The sequence below is a fragment of the Aeromonas sp. INTO2 genome (assembly GCF_049860605.1).
Classification (GTDB): domain Bacteria; phylum Pseudomonadota; class Gammaproteobacteria; order Enterobacterales; family Aeromonadaceae; genus Aeromonas; species Aeromonas caviae.
This window is the reverse complement of record NZ_CP187588.1, coordinates 4,710,059-4,727,921: the sequence shown is the minus strand read 5'-3', so window position 1 is coordinate 4,727,921 and position 17,863 is coordinate 4,710,059. Positions and strand designations below refer to the sequence as shown.

Below are 17,863 nucleotides of genomic sequence, written 5' to 3'. Positions count from 1 at the left end.
CCTTTGCGAACAAGAGACTCTTCATGGCCCAAGAACACGCTCCCCGCCTCGAACCCCGTCTGTTCCATCCCCGTTACTGGGGGAGCTGGCTGGGCCTCTCCCTGCTCTGGCTGCTGGTGTTGCTGCCCTGGCGCAGCCAGATGTGGCTGGGCCGCCAGCTCGGCACCCTGGCCCGCAAGCTGCTGAAATCCCGCGTCAAGATTGCCCGCCGCAACCTGGAGCTGGCGATGCCCGAGCTCAGCCGGGATGAGCGCGAAGCCCTCCTGGTGCAGAACTTCGAGAGCGTGGGCTGCGCCATCTTCGAGGTAGGCATGGCCTGGTTCTGGCCAGACTGGCGGATGCGCCGCCTGATGAAGGTGGAAGGGGAAGAGCACGTCATCAACGCCATGGAGAAGGGCCAGGGGATGCTGCTGCTCTCCTGCCACTTCCTCACCCTTGAGCTCAATGCCCGCTGCTTCGGCCTGGTGCGCCCCGGGGTCGGCGTCTATCGCCCCAACACCAATCCGGTGCTGGAGTACGCCCAGTACCACGGTCGCTGCGCCTCCAACAAATACCTGGTGGACCGGATGGACGTGAAGGGGATGATCAAGGCGCTGCGCAACGGCGACGCCCTCTGGTATGCACCGGATCACGACTACGGCAGCCATGCCAGCGTCTTCGTGCCCTACTTCGCGGTGGAGCAGGCCGCCACCATCACGGGTACCGCCACCCTGGCCCGGGTGAAGAACACCGTCACCCTGCCCTGCTACAACATCCGCACCCGGGAGGGCTACACCCTGCATATCGGGGCCCCGCTCGCGGACTACCCGAGCGGTGACGACCTGGCGGATGCCAGCCGCGCCAACCGCGAGATTGAAGCCGCCGTGCGCAAGGCGCCGGAGCAGTACATGTGGCTGCACCGCCGCTTCAAGACCCGCCCCAATCCGGACGATCCCGGCTACTACTGATGCCCTCCCGCCCCGTCGACCGGGCAAGTCCAGACGACAGGACAGGATGGTACCGCGCCCCATGAAAAAGCCCTCGCACTGCGAGGGCTTTTTTGGTGGCTGCCAGCGTCTGCCTTACTGGCGGATCAGGCGGTAGATGGCGTAGCCGGGGTGCTTGGCATCATCCATCGGCAGGGTGGACTGGTACGACAGATCCGCCCCCGCCAGGGCCTTGGCCTCGTCGGTCGGCGAGGAGTAGAGGCGCACGTCCACGTTGGCGGGCAGGGCCTTCATGTGCCAGTTGTTGTTGGCCGCCGGGCTGAAGCCGGCCGGGTTGTCCGCAGACTGGGCCTTCAGGTACTGGGCGATGATCTCCCGCGTCTCGAAGGGATCTTCATGGACGATGTTGCTGCCGTCGATGCCGGGGAAGTGGCCGCCGCCGCTGGCGCGGTAGTTGTTGGTCACCACGTAGAACTTCTGGGCCGGGTCCACGGGCTGGCCGTTGAAGGTGAGGCCGCTGATGCGCTGGCCGTCGCTCACCTTGACCCCGTCCTTGCTGTAGCGGGCCGGCTGGGTGATGTCCACCTCGTAGTTGACCCCGTCAATCACATCGAAGTTGTAGGTGGGGAAGCTCTCGTTCACCAGCCACTGCACCTCTGTCTTGCCGGTGTCGATCTGGTTGAACTGGCCAGCGCTCATCTCCAGCCACTCCTTGACGGTGGCCCCGTTCACCTCGACCACCTGCAGGGTGTTCGGATAGATGTAAAGGTCGGAGACGTTGCGCAGGGAGATGTCACCCTGGGCCACGTAGGTGAAGTCGTTGATGCCGTTGCGACCGCCACGGAAGGGGGCCGCCACCGACAGGATGGGGTAGGACTCCTTGAGCAGGCCGTCTTGTTGCAACTGCTCCGCGTGGCGGCGCTGGGCATCGCTCACCAGCTGCACCGAGGGGTCGTCCTGCACCAGGGCGAAGAAGCTGTGGATGGGGGAGGTGATCTTGCCGAGCGGCTCGTCCAGCCACTGGTTGGTGGCGTCGTGATCCGCCTGCACCAGGTCCACCACCCGCTGATCCACCGCACTGCCCTCGCTGGCGTCTATCTTGCGCAGGCTGGCCTGGCTCTGCTTCACCTGCCACTTGCCGTCCACCTGCTCCAGCTTGAGGTCGATGATGCCGAGGTGGTTGCCCCAGTAACCGGGCATCACGGTGGGGATGCCGCTCAGGGTGCCAGCCTGGTTGTCCACCTCCGGCAGATCCGGGAAGTCCCCGGGGAAGTTCTTGTGGGCGTGGCCCAGCATCAGGGCGTCCACCCCCTTCACCTTGGCCAGATGCCAGGCGGAGTTCTCCATCATGGCCTCGTAGCTGCTGGCATTGATGCCGGTGTGGGCCACCACCACCACGATGTCGGCGCCCTTGGCGCGCAGCTCGGGCACATAGTGATTGGCGGTCTCGACCATGTCGGCCACCACCACCTTGCCCTCCAGATGGCGCTTGTCCCACTGCAACACCTGGGGTGGCGTCAGCCCCAGGATGCCCACCTTGACGCGCTGGCGCTGGCCCTTGTCATCGGTCACCTCGCGCTCCAGCAGCAGATAGGGGGTGAACTTGTTGCCGCTCCAGTCAATCTGTCCCTTGGCATCGCGCTTGAAGGCCCCCGCCTCGAACACGTTGGCGTTCACATAGGGGAAGTCGGCTCCCGCCAGCACCTTGCCAAGGTAGTCCAGGCCGTAGTTGAACTCGTGGTTGCCCAGGTTGCCCGCGTCGTAGCCCAGCTCGTTCATCGCCTTGAACACCGGGTGCGCCTGTTTCTCGAGGTAGCCGGCACCGGACTGCTCGAAGATGTAGTCCGCCAGCGGCGTGCCCTGAATGAGGTCACCGTTGTCGAGCAGCAGGTTGTTGGGGTTCTCGGCGCGGGCGGCGCGGATCAGCAGGGCGGTCCGGGAGAGGCCGAACTTGCGATCCTCCTTGTTCTGGTAGTAGTCGTACCCCAGCACGTTGGAGTGGATGTCGGAGGTCTGGATCAGGCGCAGGGAGACGGTCCCCGGCTGCGCCTTGCTGTCATTCTCGTTGCTGCAGGCAGACAGCAGCACGATGGCGGCAATAGCCCCCAGCTTCATGGTGTTATTCACTGTTTTTTCCCTTTTATTATGAGTAACGCTTTACCAGCGCCGGGAATTTAACAGACGAATATGTCAGCAGATGGCACCGGGACTCATTTTTATGAAGCCCGGCACAAAAATAGCCTCATGAGGCCTGTATGGCACCCAGTGCCAACTTGGCCGCCAGCACCAGCATGATGAGACCTACAACAAGATCAATGGCTTGCTGCACCCGGCCCCTGGCAAGCCAGGGGGAGAGTGCCGCCGCCCCGAACGCCAGTCCGTAGAACCAGACCAGAGAAGCCAGCATGGCCCCCGCCGCGAAGGCGGGTCTGAGCTCCTCGGCAAACTGGCTGCCGAAGGAACCAAGCAGCATCAGGGTATCCAGGTAGACGTGGGGATTGAGCAGGGTCACTCCGAGGGTCATGGCCAGCACGCTCTTCACCCCCATCAACCGGGGCGAGTCCGCCAGGGCCGCCTCCTGGCCGCGCCAGGCACTGCGCAGGGAACGGATACCGAACCAGCCGAGGAAGAGCACGCCGCCCCAGGTCAGCAGGGCCAGGCCGATCGGGCTGGCCGCCAGCAGGTTGGCCCCGCCGAACACCCCGATGCCGATCAGCACGAGGTCGCACAGGCAGCAGAGGGTCGCCGTCAGCAGGTGGTGATTGCGGTGAATGCCCCGGCTCAGCACGAAGGCATTCTGGGCCCCGATGGGGATGATCATGGCAAGGCCGAGGGTAAAGCCTTGCAGGGTGGTGGCGAACATGGGGATGCGTTCCTGTGAAAGAGAGAAACGCACTATAAGGGGGCGCGGGTAATCAGAGAAATTCATTCATTTTCTGATGCATTCATAAAACTGATGAAAACCGGGCCGAAACCACACAAAGAAGGTTGTCAATTGCAGGATCTGACAATTGTGGGGTCACAGCCCCGCCCCGAGAATCGGCGGCAGGATGGGACGGCGCAGGACAGCGGTGATGGCGACAGAGGGGATGCCAGGCGACGAGCCGGTGCCGCCGGGCCTGTATTCACTGCAGCAGGGAGGGGAAGTTGGTGACCACCACCTGCTCCAGGTTCGGCAGCAGGATGCCGCTGCTCACCCCCTTGGCGATGGCCTGGTAGCGGTTCATCGACCCCGTCTTGCGGGTGACCTGATTGAGGTGGTAGTTCACGGTGCGCTCCGTGATGCCGAGGATGCAGGCGATCTCCCCCGATGTCTTCCCTTCGCTGGCCCAGAACAGGCACTCGGTCTCCCGCTCCGTCAGGGGCTCCTGGGGATCGTCCTCCCTCATGCTCTGGCGCACGATCCGGATCGCCGCCTCGAAGATGTAGTTGGACATCCAGGAGAGGATGGGCGAGGACTCCAGCATCAGATCACTCGATGCCCGCTCCCGAGTGATGAAAGAGAGTATGCCGTTCTCCCCCGCCGCCCCGTGCAGCGGGAACGAGATGCCGTTGCGCAACCCGAATTCCGCCGCCAGCCCCATCACATCCATGCTCCCCTCTTGCAGGAAGCGCGCCTTCTCGTCCAGCCGGTTCCAGTAGATGGGCAGGGTCTGCCTGCGGGCGAGCTGGATGATGGGATCGCAGGCCAGCATGTTGTTCAGGGTGTAGGCCTGTACCCAGGAGTCGGGGCACTGGTTGAACAGCACCACCTTGGGCCTTTGCATCGACATGGGCAGGATGAGGGCGAAGCGGTAGTAGTCGTAACCCATTCCCAGGGTGAAGCGGCCGATGAGCTCGGACAGCCGGTTGCCATCGGTCACCAGCGTGAAATGTTCCAGGTACTCAAGCAGTTGGTCGCGTGTCATAGGCAAGCCTCCCCTGGCCAAGGCCTTGGATTATAGCGCCTAACCATGAAATGGAGAGACATGAATGCTTGTTTTCAAAGGAAAATTGAAAGAACACCCCAGATGGGAGGTCGAAAACGAGCTCTACCGATTTCGCAACCGCGTCTTCTCCGATCGACTCGGTTGGGACGTGGAATCCCGCCGTGGCCTGGAGCGGGACAACTTCGACAAGCCCGACACCCACTGGGTGCTGATTGAAGACAAGCAGGGGCTGTGCGGCTGCATCCGCCTGCTCAGTTGCGCCCAGGATTACATGCTGCCCAGCATCTTCCCCACCGCCCTCGCTGGCGAAGCCCCGCCGCGCGGCAACGACGTGTGGGAGCTGACCCGCCTCGCCATCGACGCCGACCGGGCCCCTCGCCTGGAGAACGGCATCAGCGAACTCACCTGCGTCATCTTCCGCGAGGTGCTGGCCTTCGCCAGGGAGCAGGGGATCCGCGAGCTGGTGGCCGTGGTCAGCCTGCCGGTGGAGCGCATCTTCCGCCGCCTCGGCCTGCCCATCGAGCGCCTCGGCTATCGCCAGGCGGTTGATCTGGGGGCCGTGCGCGGGGTCGGTATCCGCTTCCACCTGGACGAGCGTTTCGACCGCGCCGTCCATCGCCCCCTGCAGGGCCATTACCGGCCGGCGGGGGATGCTCTGCTCGCCGTCATCTGAGCAAAAAAAGTCCCGGGACCGGCCCGGGATTCAAGACGCTCGCTATGGTCCGTTTCCACCCCATGCAAAAACGGACCGGGTGAGTATCTTATGAATCTCATGTCAGGACTACTGTCACATCTCACAGGGGCAGCCCCGGGCACGGGCCCCCTCCATGGGGGCGGTCAGGTTGTCCTCTGGCGCTCCCTTGAGTAGCATTCTTGCTGAACTCCCTTTTTTCATAAGGAATGCTGATGAAAACGCTGGACTACAAGCTGCTGCTGGCCCTGGACGCGGTGATCCGGGAGCAAAACTTCGAGCGTGCCGCCCAGCGCTTGCACATCACCCAGTCCGCCATCTCCCAGCGCATCAAGCAGCTGGAGCAGCAGTTTGCGGAGCCGCTCATCATTCGCAGCCAGCCCCTGCAGGCCACGGAGCTCGGCCAGAAGCTGCTGGCCCACTATCGCCAGGTGCGCCAGCTGGAGCTGGAGCTGGCCGGCGAGCTCTCCCCCGACGAGCCCAGGGCCCCCATCCGGGTCAGCATCGCCGTCAATGCCGACAGCCTGGCTACCTGGTTCCTGCCCGCCCTGGCGCCACTGCTGGAGCAATACCCCATCGAGCTGAACCTGCTGGTGGATGACGAGAGCCGCACCCTGGACCGGGTGCGCGAGGGGCAGGCGTTCGGCGCCGTCAGCCTGCAACCCCAGCCGCTGGCGGGCTGCTGCGTCGACGAACTCGGCGAGATGCGCTATCTGCTCACCGCCAGCCCCGCCTTCGTCGCCCGCCACTTCCCGAACGGCCTCACGGCGGCGGCCCTGGCCAAGGCGCCGGCGGTGGCCTTCGATCAGCGCGACGACATGCACATCAGCTACATGGCCCGTCATTTCGCCCTCCCCCCCGGTGGCTACCCCTGCCACACGGTGCGATCCTCCGAGGCCTTCGTCGCCATGGCGGAGCAGGGGCTGGCCTGCTGCCTCATCCCGGAATTGCAGATCCGCCAGCAACTGGAAGAGGGGCGCCTGCTCGATCTCAACCCGGATCACCACCTGGTCGAGCAGCTCTACTGGCACCGCTGGGTGCTGGAGCGGGGGCTGCACAAGCAGATATCCCAGCGCCTGATCCAGCAGGGGCGACGGGCACTGCAACCCCGTTGAGGGGGCCATTCACCTTGGCTTTGGGGGGGTAAAAACGTATAGTGCTGGGCGATTAACCATCAGGTCTCCACTCAGGTTCCCCATTTATGTTCCAAGACAATCCGCTGCTGGCCCAGCTCAAGCAACAAATCCGCGAAAACATCCCCAAGAAAGAGGGTGTGATCCGCGCCTCCGATCGGGGCTTCGGCTTCCTGGAGGTCGATGAGAAGACCAGCTATTTCGTGCCGCCTCCCTATATGAAGAAGGTGATGCACGGTGACCGGGTGAGCGCCCTGATCCGTACCGAGAAAGAGAAGGAAGTGGCCGAGCCGGATGCCCTGCTGGAGCAGGCCGTCACCCGCTTCGTCGGCCGCGTCAAGATGTTCCGCGACCGCCTCAACGTGGTGCCGGACCATCCTCTCATCAAGGACGCCATCAAGGCCCGCGCCAAGAAGGGTCTGGACGAGAAATCCTTCAAGGAAGGGGACTGGGTGGTTGCCACCCTCAAGCGCCACGCCCTGGCGGACGGCAACTTCTCCGCCGAGATCACCCAGCTCATCGCCACCCAGGAAGACCACAACGTGCCCTGGTGGGTGGTGCTGGCACGCCACAACCTGGCCCAGATTGAACCGGCGGACCTGCCGGAGTGGAAGGTGATCGAAGAGGAAGAGCTGCCCCGCCGGGATCTGACCCAGGTTCCCTTCTTCACCATCGACGGTGCCAAGACCAAGGACATGGACGATGCCCTGGCCATCACCAAGCTGGAGAACGGCTGGGAGCTGCTGGTAGCCATCGCCGACCCGACCGCCTATGTGGCCGAGGGAAGCGAGCTGGACAAGGAGGCCGCCCAGCGCGCCTTCACCGTCTACATGCCGGGGCGCAACGTGCCCATGATCCCGCGCACCCTCTCCGACGAGCTCTGCTCCCTGAAAGAGGGCGAGGAGCGCAACACCCTGTGCGCCCGTCTGCTCATCGCCGAGGATGGCCTGCTGCTGGAGGAGACCGAGTTCTTCGCCGCCCGCATCAGCTCCCACGCCCGCCTCACCTATGACGACGTCTCCGACTGGGCCGAGCACGGCAAAGCGCTGGATATCGACGCCGGCGTCCTGGCCCAGCTGCCCCTGATGAAGGCGATGACGGAGGCCCGCATCAAGTGGCGCACCGAGCATGCCCTGGTGTTCCCGGACAGACCCGACTACGACTTCGAGCTGGGTGAAGACGGCGAAGTGCTGGCCATCCACGTGGAGCCGCGCCGCATCGCCAACCGCATGGTGGAAGAGTCGATGATCGCCGCCAACATCTGCGCCGGCCGCGTGCTGGGCAAGCAAGTCGGCTACGGCATCTTCAACGTCCACACCGGCTTTGACGAGGAGTCCCTGGACGGCGCCATCGAGCTGCTCAAGACCGCCGAGGCCCCGTTCGAGAAGGAAGAGATCGCCAGCCTCTCCGGCTTCTGCGCCCTGCGACGCTGGATAGACAACCTGGACACCCGCTGGCTGGACGGCAAGATCCGCCGCTTCCAGAGCTATGCCCTGATGTCCGCCGAACCGGGTGCCCACTACGGCCTGGGTCTGGATGCCTACGCCACCTGGACCTCCCCCATCCGCAAATACGGCGACATGGTCAACCATCGCCTGCTCAAGGCGGTCATCGCCGGCAAGACCCCGGGTGAGCGCCCCAGCCTGGAGCTGACCGAGCACCTGACTGCCTGCCGCCGCCTGCACCGCATGGTGGAGCGCGACATCGGCGACTGGCTCTATGTGCGCTACCTCAAGGCCGATGCGGGCACCGACAAGGTGTTCAACGCCGAGATCATCGACGTGATGCGCGCCGGCCTCAAGCTGCGCCTGCAGGAAAACGGCGCCGTGGTCTTCATGCCCGCCCGCCATATCCTGGACAACAAGGATCGGCTGGAGTGCAACTGGGACAACGGCCGCGTCTATCTGGACAAGACCGAGGTGGTCTACGAGCTCGGCCAGATCATCGAGGTGAAGCTGACCGAAGCAGTGGAAGAGACCCGCTCCCTCATCGCCAAGCCGGCGGTGGATCTGGTGCCGGGTCCGGCGCCGGTGGCACCGACCAGCGAGGCCGATGCCGCGCCTGCCGACGAGGCCCCCAAGGCGCAGTGATCCCCCTGCTTGTCTGCTCTGCAAAAGCCCGCATCCTGCGGGCTTTTTTTATGGCTGCGCTCCGCGGGCAGGCGGGATGGGAGACCCGCTCGCAGGCCCCTGCCTGCGTCGCTACCGGCAGGGAGGAGCGAGACGGGAGCGGATCAGGATCCGCCACCCGGGCGTCACAAGAGGCCTTTTCGGAACCGATCCTCTCGGGGGAAAAACTGAAAGTGGGTTACAAAATAAATGATTCATTGGTGATTAACGATGAACTACGGCATATCCATCGTCATTACTTGCGAATACGAGGCGACAAATCATGACTCATTTGAGTGCAAAATTTGGTTTTGTGACGACAGTCACGTTGACACCGTGTTTGCGCAAACCACAAAACGAGACATCAATCACAAAAAATTGACACCCAGAGGCGAGAAGATCGAAATGTAGCCGAAATACAGCGACTGACTGTGATCGTCATCACTATGTCGGGAGGGGGGAGGTCGGGGTATTTGAGATCCAGGTCACAAGACACCCCGTTTTCAGCCTAATTTGATCACAAGCTGGTAGATTGAAGTTGCTTAGACGACTGGGATGGGAGTTCGGCAAAACTCGTCATCCCGACTACCACTTTTAATCACACAGGCTTAAAACGGGGTCCCGACATGTTATCACCGGATACCAAAGTCAAGATACAGAATTTTGGACGCTTCCTGTCCAATATGGTCATGCCCAACATAGGCGCCTTCATCGCCTGGGGCTTCATCACCGCCCTCTTCATCCCCACTGGCTGGCTGCCCAATGAAACCTTGGCCAAGCTGGTCGGTCCCATGATCACCTACCTGCTGCCGCTGCTCATCGGCTATACCGGCGGCAAGCTGATCGGGGGGGACCGGGGTGCCGTGGTCGGTGCCATCACCACCATGGGCGTCATCGTGGGGACCGACATCCCCATGTTCATGGGCGCCATGATGGTCGGCCCGCTGGGTGGCTGGGCCATCAAGCGCTTCGACAAGGCGATGGAAGGTCGCGTCAAGAGCGGCTTCGAGATGCTGGTGAACAACTTCTCCGCTGGCATCATCGGCATGTTGCTCGCCATTCTCGCCTTCTTTGTCATCGGTCCCTTCGTCAAGGTGCTCTCCGGCGTGCTGGCGAGCGGTGTCGGCTTCCTGGTGGACAACCACATGCTGCCCCTCACCTCCATCTTCGTCGAGCCGGCCAAGATCCTGTTCCTGAACAACGCCATCAACCACGGCATCTTCTCGCCGCTCGGGATCCAGCAAGCCACCGAACAGGGCCGCTCCATTTTCTTCCTGATCGAAGCGAACCCGGGTCCGGGCATGGGCGTGCTGCTGGCCTACATGGTGTTCGGCCGTGGCGCCGCCAAGCAGTCCGCAGCCGGTGCGTCCATCATCCACTTCTTCGGCGGCATCCACGAAATCTACTTCCCGTACGTGCTGATGAACCCGCGCCTCATCCTGGCGGTGATCGCAGGCGGCATGACCGGGGTCTTCACCCTGACCCTGTTCAACGCCGGTCTGGTCTCCCCCGCCTCCCCGGGCTCCATCTTCGCCGTGCTGCTGATGACGCCGAAAGCCTCCCTCATCGGGGTGCTGCTCTCCATCATCGCCTCCGCCACCGTCTCCTTCCTGGTCGCCGCCGTGTTCGTCCGTGCCCAGCAGCCGGAAGCCGACGAGGCCGATGTCCTGGGTGAAGCCACCCGCAAGATGAAGGCCATGAAGGGTGCCAAGCCGGAGACCACCGCCGCCAAGAAGCCGGAAACCGAGCTGACCGCAGTGCGCAACATCGTCGTCGCCTGCGATGCGGGCATGGGCTCCAGCGCCATGGGCGCCGGCATGCTGCGCAAGCGGGTGCAGGCTGCCGGTCTCGACATCAGCGTCACCAACCGTGCCATCAACAACCTGGACGATCAGGTGGATCTGGTCATCACCCACAAGGATCTCACCGACCGTGCCCGTCGCCATGCGCCGCATGCACAGCACATTTCGCTGACCAACTTCCTCGACAACGCCCTCTATCAGGAGCTGGTGCAGAGCCTCAGCCTGGCCAACGCGGCCAACGATGACGTCGCCAACCCGCAACTGCTGGTGGCGGCCAACGACGACAGCTACGAGCCGCAGGAGCCGGAAGTCTTCACCCTGAGCCTGCAGGACGTGCACCTGGGCCTCAAGGCCGAGAGCAAGGAAGCGGCCATCGTGACCGCCGGCAAGCTGCTGGCCGAGCGAGGCTATGTGGCACCGGACTACGTCGACGCCATGCTGGAGCGCGAACAGCTGGTCTCCACCTACCTCGGCGAATCCATCGCCGTGCCCCACGGCACCATCGCCGCCAAGGAGCACGTGAAGCGTACCGGCATCGTCATCTGCCAGTACCCGGCCGGAGTCGCCTTCGGCGAGGGCGCCGATGAGGTAGCGCGCCTGGTCATCGGCATTGCCGCCCGCAACGATGAACACATACAGGTCATAACCCGCCTGACCAATGCACTGGATGAGCCCGGTCTCGTCGACCGTCTGGCCAGCACCCAGGATCCCCAGGAGTTCCTGGATCTGCTGGGGGCCGAGCAGGCCGCGTAATCATCCGTCATCGTCTTTGGTTGTAGAGGTTAATATCATGAAAACATTGCATTTTGGTGCCGGCAACATCGGTCGGGGCTTCATCGGCAAACTGCTGGCTGACGCCAGCCATCAGGTCACCTTCGCCGACGTCAACGAGACCCTGATCGACCAGCTCAACCACCGCCAGGAGTACAAGGTGCACGTGGTGGGCACGGATCAGAAGCTGGACGTGGTGCGCAACGTTGCCGCCGTCAGCTCGGCCGGACACGAGGTGATCGCCCGTATCATCACCGCCGATCTGGTCACCACGGCGGTCGGCCCCAACATCCTGGACAAGATTGCCAGCACCCTGGCCAAGGGGCTGCAGGCCCGCTTCGATGCCGGCAACCTGACTCCCCTCAACGTCATCGCCTGCGAGAACATGGTGCGCGGCACCAGCCACCTCAAGGAGGAGGTACTCAAGTACCTGCCGGTCGCGTATCATGCCACCCTCGAGCAGTGCGTCGGCTTCGTCGACTCGGCGGTGGATCGCATCGTTCCGCCCGCCGCGGCGAACGACGATCCCCTGGAGGTGACGGTGGAGAGCTTCAGCGAGTGGATCGTCGATCGGACCCAGTTCAAGGGGGAGATGCCCCAGGTCGCGGGCATGGAGCCCACCGACAACCTGATGGCCTTCGTCGAGCGCAAGCTGTTCACCCTCAACACCGGCCACATCGTCACCGCCTATCTCGGCAAGCTCAGGGGATATCGCACCGTGCGCGAGGCGATCGAGGATCCGCTGATCCGCAGCAAGGTGCGCCGCGCCATGGAGGAGAGCGGGGCCGTGCTGGTGAAACGTTACGGCTTCGACCCGCGCCTGCACGCCGCCTACATCGAGAAGATCCTCTCCCGCTTCGCCAACCCCTATCTGGTGGACGAGATTGACCGGGTCGGTCGCCAGCCGCTGCGCAAGCTGGCGGCGGGGGACAGGCTGGTGAAGCCGCTGCTCGGCACCCTGGAGTACGGCCTGCCGAGCGATCACCTGCAGGAGGGCATCGCCGCCGCACTGCATTACCGCAATGAGGACGATCCCCAGGCGGTGGAGCTGCAGGCCATGCTGGCGGAACTTGGTCCGGCACGGACACTGGCCCGCGTCACCGGCCTGGATGAGCACAGCGATGTGGTTCGCACCATCGTCGCCCGTTACAACAACTTGAAGTGACCTGATGGGGTGGCGTCACACCGCCCGTGACGGACCCCATACGATACAAACCGGGGGAGGGCCTGCCCTCCCCCTGTCAGCCGGACCCGAAGCACTTATGACCACACACCAGGAAGATGAAGTACTGGAGCGACTGAACGAGCAGGATGGCCCCCGCGGCTTCTTTCTCGAGGTCGTGACCATCCTGGAAGAGGCGGTCGACTCCTTGATGCGGCGAGCCTTTCGTCAGGAGGAGTATGCCGTCAAATACGCCATCGAACCCCTGCTCAACCAGAGCGGCCCCCTCGGCCAGCTGGAGGTGCGCCTCAAGCTCATCTTCGCCCTCGGCCTCATCTCCCTCGAGCGCTATCAGGATCTCGAGGCATACCTGAAGATCCGCGACTTTCTGGTACGCGACCCCAAGGATTACCGCTTCAGCGACAAGCCGGTCCGCGATCTGCTCGAGCGCCTGAATGCCATCCAGCAGGGCAGCATGATGCCGCAGGATCCCCCGGCCAACGAGGAGGACTGGCCCCTCTACCAGATGCAGCTCAACCGGCTCGATCAGATGGTGCGCTCCGCCCTGGTGCTGGCGGTGACCGATTGCGTCACCGAACTCCACAAAGAGAGCCCCATCTGATCTGAGCGGCTCTCCCCTGCACGCCTGGCGGGTGTCATCTTGCCCCCCTTCCCCGCTACACTAGGTCCAACCCCATCACCTGTACGAGGTTGGCATGATTGCTCTCTCCCTCGCCGGAATAGCCCTCATCTCCCTGCTCGCCCAATGGCTTGCCTGGTCCGTGCGCGTTCCCGCCATTTTGTTCCTGCTGCTGAGCGGCCTCTTGCTCGGCCCGGTGACCGGTCTGCTCGATCCCGATCAGTTGCTGGGGGATCTGCTGTTTCCCCTGGTCTCCCTCTCGGTCGCCATCATCCTGTTTGAAGGAGCGCTGACCCTGCACCTGACCGAACTCAAGGGGATCGGCAAGGTGGTACGCAACCTCTGCTCCACCGGCATGGTGACCAGCTTTGCCGTCATCGGCGCCGCCAGCTACTTCCTGCTTGGGCTGGACTGGCGGGTCGCCATGGTGCTCGGCGCCGTGCTGGTAGTGACCGGCCCCACGGTGATCGCCCCCATGCTCAACGTGATCCGCCCGGTCCGGGAGGTGGACAAGATCCTGCGCTGGGAGGGGATCGTCATCGACCCCATCGGCGCCCTGTTCGCGGTACTGGTGTTCGAGGCGGTGCGCCTCGGCAGCCAGGGAGATCTGGTCGGTCATACCCTGCTGGCCCTGGCCAAGACGGTGGGAGTGGGGTCGCTCATCGGGGTCGGTGCCGGCTGGCTCACCACCCTGCTCATCCGCAAGGACTGGCTGCCGGTCAGCCTGCACAAGTTCGGGGTACTGGCGCTGGTGCTGGTGACCTTCACCCTGTCTGACTGGCTCAGTCACGAATCCGGCCTGCTGGCGGTGACCGTGTTCGGCATCTGGCTCGCCAACCAGGAGGGGCTGGATCTGGAGGAGGTGCTGGCCTTCAAGGAGGATCTCGCCGTCATTCTCATCTCCTCCCTCTTCATCCTGCTGGCGGCCCGCCTCGATCTGGCACAGCTCTGGCAGCTCGGCCCCATGGTGCTGGCCCTGCTGTGCGTGGTGCAGTTCGTGGCCCGCCCGCTCTGCATCCTGGTCTCGACCCGGGGGTCGGACCTGCCCTGGCGCGCCCGCGCCCTGCTCGCCTGGATAGCCCCCCGGGGCATAGTGGCGGCGGCGGTCAGCGCCTCCTTCGCCATCAGCATGCACGAGGCCGGCATCGAGGATGCCGACAAGCTGGTGCCCCTGGTGTTTGCGGTCATCATCTTCACCGTGGTGCTGCAGAGCCTGACGGCCACGCCATTGGCCAGATTGCTCGACATGCGCCAGAGCGCCCCCAATGTCTGGCTACTCATCGGCGCCAACTCGGTGGCCCGGGCCATCGGCAAGGCGCTGGCGGACCAGGGGATCCCGGTGCAGCTCTCCGATCCTGCCTGGGAACACTGCAAGCTGGCCCGCATGAGCGGCCTGCCCTGCTACTTCGGCAACCCCCAGTCGGAGCACGCCGAGCGGCACCTGCCCCTCACCAGCATCAGCACCGTGCTGGCGCTCTCTCCCAGCCGCCACAACAACGCCCTCGGGGTACTGCACTTCGCCCACCTCTACGGGGAGGAGAAGGTCCACTCCCTGCGTTCCAGCGAACAGCACGGCAAGGCCAACCGGGAGAGCGCCACCTTCCGTGCCCGCCAGAACCTGTTCGGCGCCGACATCAACTTCGCCAGGCTGAGCGGCCTGCTGAGCCGGGGCGGGCAGATCAAGGCGACCCGCCTGAGCGACACCTTCGACTGGGACCAGTATCAGGAGGCTAATCCCGGCGCCATTCCTCTGTTCGTGCTGGATGCCAAGGCCAGACCCAGGGTGGTCACCGGCCCTGTCACGCCGCTGCCCGGGGAGCTGCTGATCGCCCTGCAACCACCCCGGGAGGGGGCGACGGCGCCCTGATCCGATGACGGCGCCACCGGGAAGGAGAACTAGACTTGAGGGTGGCGCCATGAGTCATAGGAGGATGTCATGACAGTCAGTGAATTGCGCGCGCTTCACCAGCAGCACAGGTTCAAGGAGGCGGAGATCATGCACGACATCGTCTCCCCCGGCTGGATCGTGGAGTTCAGGGGGCAGGACGGCCACCTCTACGTGATGACGGACACCCTGGGGTGCCCCATGAGTTTCTCGTCCACCGAGGAGGCACGGGACCACATCCACCTGGTGGCCGACTGCCCCGTCCAGGTCGAGCACCTCTACCGCTTCTTCGAACGCTGAACAGCCATCGAAAAAGGCTCCCGAGGGAGCCTTTTCTCATTCCGGCTGCGTAGGCTCAGCCTCCTTTCCCTCCAGCCGCCTCACCGGCTTTTGCAGAATAAGGTTGGCCGGATAGGTGACCAGATCGCCGTTGTCATCCCGCACCCGCACGTAGAAGAGGCCGATCTCGGTGATGATGCCGGTGACGGAGTCATCCTTGTCGAGGATGCGGATGCGATCGCCAATCTTGTAGGGGAAGGCGAAGAAGATGGTGATGCTGGCGGTGATGTTGGAGAGGATCGACCACTGGGCCACCATGGCGACCCCCAGTACCGCGAAGAAGGAGGAGGCAAGCACCACCAGCCGGGAGAAGTCGAGCCCCCAGACCCCGGCCAGGATCAGCAGGGTGGCGCAGCCCAGCAGGAAGTGGAATACGTGCTCCACGTAGAGTACCCGGTTCTCGCTCACCTGCCGGCTCTGGCCAAGGGCCATCAGGCTCTTGTGAATGAGGCCGCGCACCAGGGTGTGCCCCAGCAACAGCAGCAGGGTCACGCCAAAAGATTCCCATGTCGTCATGTTCACTCCTTACCACCAGCGCCTGTGCTTGAGCCAGACCGCCAGTCCGGTCGCCAGCACCAGCAGGAAGCCACAGAACACCCAGAAGGCGGTCGGACTCTCGGCCCCGGGGATCCCCCCCAGGTTGATGCCGAACAGGCCGGTCAGGAAGCTGGCGGGCAGGAACAGCAGCGCCATCACCGACATCTGGTAGGCACGGCGGTTGGTCGCCTCCGCCATCAGGTTGTTGATCTCGTCCGCCAGCACGGCGGTGCGCGCCACCCCGGCATCCAGATCGTCGAGCCAGCGCCGCAAGCGGTCGGCGATGTCGAGCAGGCGTCGCCTGTCATCTTCGTCCAGCCAGCTGATCTTCTCGTTGGCCAGGCGCGCCACCAGATCCCGCTGAGGGGAGAGGTAGCGACGGATCATGATGAGCTGCTTGCGGATGCGCGCAAGCCGACCGTTGGCGGGCAGGTCGCGCATCAGCACCATCTCCTCCAGATCCAGGATCTGGTCGTGCAGCTCCTCGACGAACTCCCCGGCCCGGTCGGTCAGGGCGTCGCATATCTCCACCAGCCAGTCGGCGGGTGTGTCGGCACCGCCCCCCAACGACAGCTGCTCGAACACATCTTTCTCGGAGAGCAGCGGACGACGTCGGCTACTGATGATGAGATCCGGCGTGATGAAGATCCGCAGGGCCACCATTTCTTCAGGCCTGTGATCCTTGTTGTGGTTGATGCCGCGCAGGATCAGCAGCACCGTCTCTCCCATCCGCACCAGCTTGGGACGATTGCTCTGGCCGAGCAGGGCCTCCCGGGCCGCCTCCCCCAGCAGCGGCGTCTGCAGCAGCCAGCGCGCCGACTCCGGGTTGCCGTAGTCCAGATGCAGCCAGCCGGGCTGGGCACAGGGGATCTCGCTACCTTCGGCCAGCGGGGTCATGCCCCCCTTGCCGTCCAGGGTCAGGCCATAAATCACGTCACCGGGCACCCGATCCATCTCGTCTCCTTCTCGTTTCATGTGCAGGCCCCAGCTTACACCAAAGGCGGGGACGACTCAGCCCCGGGGCAGCCGCCCCGCGCCAGCCATGCTAAGATGCGCCACCCGTTCCAGACACAGGAAGCCATGCCATGCCCATCTGGGTTGATGCCGATGCCTGCCCCATCCCGGTCAAGGAGATCCTCTACCGCGCCGCTCACCGCGCCCAGGTGGTGACCACGCTAGTGGCCAACCAGGGGCTCAGAGTCCCCCCCTCCCCCTTCATCAAGACCCAGCAGGTGGAGAAGGGCTTCGATGTGGCAGATCATGTCATCGCCCAGCAGGTCAAGCCCGGCGACCTGGTGATCACCGGCGACATTCCCCTCGCCTCCTGGGTCATCGACGCCGGGGGCGAGGCGCTCAATCCCCGGGGCGAGATCTACACCCGGGAGACCATCCAGGCACGGCTCGGGATGCGCAACTTCATGGAGGAGCTGCGCTCTGCCGGCGTCCAGACCGGTGGCCCTGCGCCCTTCAACGCCGCCGACAAGCAGCGCTTCGCCAATGCGCTGGACAAGTGGCTGGTCAGGGGCAAGCTGAGCTGATCACCCTCTCCCCGGCCCCCTGCCGGGGAGAGCCATTCATTTCCCTTTTCCCTTAATTCTTCCTTAATGCTCCTTGATTAGCCTTGCGACTGTTGACCCAACCACCCGCAAGGAGCAAGCAATGAAACTGACCCCCCTGTTGTTACTGATCCCCCTGTTGAGCGGCGCAGCCCTGGCCGACCCCCAATGCACCCAGGCCGACAAGAGCAAGTGGATGAGCGAAGCCGACGCCCAGCAGCAGATCAAGGCGATGGGCTACGACATCAAGAAGTTCAAGGCCACCAAGACCGGCTGCTACGAGATCTACGGCTGGGACAAGGAGAAGCGCAAGGTTGAGATCTACTTCGACCCGACTGACCTGAAAAAGGTGAAAGAAGAGATCGACGAGTAACGCCGCCCCGG

16 protein-coding genes are annotated in these 17,863 nt (G+C 63.9%); 11 read left to right on the top strand and 5 right to left on the bottom strand.

What is annotated here, in order from left to right:
* Positions 1–23: 23 nt before the first annotated feature.
* A complete protein-coding gene (lpxL, locus tag ACPW74_RS22470) occupies positions 24–947 on the top strand; it encodes an LpxL/LpxP family Kdo(2)-lipid IV(A) lauroyl/palmitoleoyl acyltransferase (protein ID WP_103243797.1) in 924 nt (307 codons plus the stop codon).
* A gap of 114 nt (positions 948–1,061) precedes the next feature.
* Here lpxL and ACPW74_RS22465 read toward each other — a convergent pair whose 3' ends face one another.
* The 3 genes from ACPW74_RS22465 to ACPW74_RS22455 all read right to left on the bottom strand — a co-directional run bounded on the left by ACPW74_RS22465 (position 1,062) and on the right by ACPW74_RS22455 (position 4,834).
* Positions 1,062–3,041, bottom strand: a complete 1,980-nt coding sequence (locus tag ACPW74_RS22465) for a bifunctional 2',3'-cyclic-nucleotide 2'-phosphodiesterase/3'-nucleotidase (RefSeq protein WP_041214379.1) — start codon at positions 3,039–3,041, stop codon at positions 1,062–1,064.
* 127 nt (positions 3,042–3,168) lie between these two features.
* The gene (gene lysE, locus ACPW74_RS22460) at positions 3,169–3,789 is read right to left on the bottom strand and encodes an L-lysine exporter (protein WP_227263259.1); all 621 of its coding nucleotides are present in this window, start codon (positions 3,787–3,789) and stop codon (positions 3,169–3,171) included.
* A 262-nt stretch (positions 3,790–4,051) separates the two neighbouring features.
* Positions 4,052–4,834, bottom strand: a complete 783-nt coding sequence (locus ACPW74_RS22455) for a LuxR family transcriptional regulator (protein WP_010672766.1) — start codon at positions 4,832–4,834, stop codon at positions 4,052–4,054.
* A gap of 64 nt (positions 4,835–4,898) precedes the next feature.
* Here ACPW74_RS22455 and ACPW74_RS22450 point away from each other — a divergent pair, with 64 nt between their 5' ends.
* The 8 genes from ACPW74_RS22450 to ACPW74_RS22415 all read left to right on the top strand — a co-directional run bounded on the left by ACPW74_RS22450 (position 4,899) and on the right by ACPW74_RS22415 (position 15,347).
* Positions 4,899–5,528, top strand: coding sequence for an acyl-homoserine-lactone synthase (locus ACPW74_RS22450; protein WP_180898670.1), 630 nt, complete (start codon positions 4,899–4,901; stop codon positions 5,526–5,528).
* Positions 5,529–5,761: 233 nt separating this feature from the next.
* Complete coding sequence (locus ACPW74_RS22445) at positions 5,762–6,661, top strand: LysR family transcriptional regulator ArgP (protein WP_113069053.1); 900 nt, start codon at positions 5,762–5,764, stop codon at positions 6,659–6,661.
* Between the two features lie 86 nt (positions 6,662–6,747).
* A complete protein-coding gene (locus ACPW74_RS22440) occupies positions 6,748–8,769 on the top strand; it encodes an exoribonuclease II (protein ID WP_113069054.1) in 2,022 nt (673 codons plus the stop codon).
* Between the two features lie 644 nt (positions 8,770–9,413).
* Positions 9,414–11,342, top strand: a complete 1,929-nt coding sequence (locus tag ACPW74_RS22435) for a PTS mannitol transporter subunit IICBA (protein WP_279981044.1) — start codon at positions 9,414–9,416, stop codon at positions 11,340–11,342.
* A 37-nt stretch (positions 11,343–11,379) separates the two neighbouring features.
* Positions 11,380–12,525 carry a mannitol-1-phosphate 5-dehydrogenase gene (locus ACPW74_RS22430; protein ID WP_010672760.1) on the top strand — a complete coding sequence of 382 codons (1,146 nt, stop codon included), beginning with the start codon at positions 11,380–11,382 and terminating at the stop codon, positions 12,523–12,525.
* Positions 12,526–12,622: 97 nt separating this feature from the next.
* Positions 12,623–13,144 carry an MltR family transcriptional regulator gene (locus ACPW74_RS22425; protein ID WP_010672759.1) on the top strand — a complete coding sequence of 174 codons (522 nt, stop codon included), beginning with the start codon at positions 12,623–12,625 and terminating at the stop codon, positions 13,142–13,144.
* Positions 13,145–13,238: 94 nt separating this feature from the next.
* Positions 13,239–15,029, top strand: a complete 1,791-nt coding sequence (locus tag ACPW74_RS22420; protein WP_042015426.1) for a cation:proton antiporter — start codon at positions 13,239–13,241, stop codon at positions 15,027–15,029.
* Between the two features lie 69 nt (positions 15,030–15,098).
* Positions 15,099–15,347: a hypothetical protein gene (locus ACPW74_RS22415; protein ID WP_010672757.1), complete on the top strand. Its 249-nt coding sequence runs from the start codon at positions 15,099–15,101 to the stop codon at positions 15,345–15,347.
* Between the two features lie 36 nt (positions 15,348–15,383).
* Here the strand turns inward: ACPW74_RS22415 and ACPW74_RS22410 are convergent, their stop codons facing one another.
* Entirely contained in the window at positions 15,384–15,902 is a 519-nt protein-coding gene (locus tag ACPW74_RS22410) for a mechanosensitive ion channel domain-containing protein (protein ID WP_052815684.1), read from the bottom strand.
* 9 nt (positions 15,903–15,911) lie between these two features.
* Positions 15,912–16,877, bottom strand: coding sequence for a zinc transporter ZntB (zntB, locus tag ACPW74_RS22405; RefSeq protein WP_174213885.1), 966 nt, complete (start codon positions 16,875–16,877; stop codon positions 15,912–15,914).
* 131 nt (positions 16,878–17,008) lie between these two features.
* On the opposite strand from zntB, the gene ACPW74_RS22400 reads away from it, so the two are divergent.
* Both ACPW74_RS22400 and ACPW74_RS22395 read left to right on the top strand, forming a co-directional pair.
* Positions 17,009–17,461 carry a YaiI/YqxD family protein gene (locus tag ACPW74_RS22400; RefSeq protein ID WP_039039769.1) on the top strand — a complete coding sequence of 151 codons (453 nt, stop codon included), beginning with the start codon at positions 17,009–17,011 and terminating at the stop codon, positions 17,459–17,461.
* 121 nt (positions 17,462–17,582) lie between these two features.
* On the top strand, positions 17,583–17,852 hold the full coding sequence (locus tag ACPW74_RS22395; protein WP_010672753.1) for a PepSY domain-containing protein: 270 nt from the start codon (positions 17,583–17,585) through the stop codon (positions 17,850–17,852).
* The last annotated feature ends 11 nt before the right edge of the window (positions 17,853–17,863 follow it).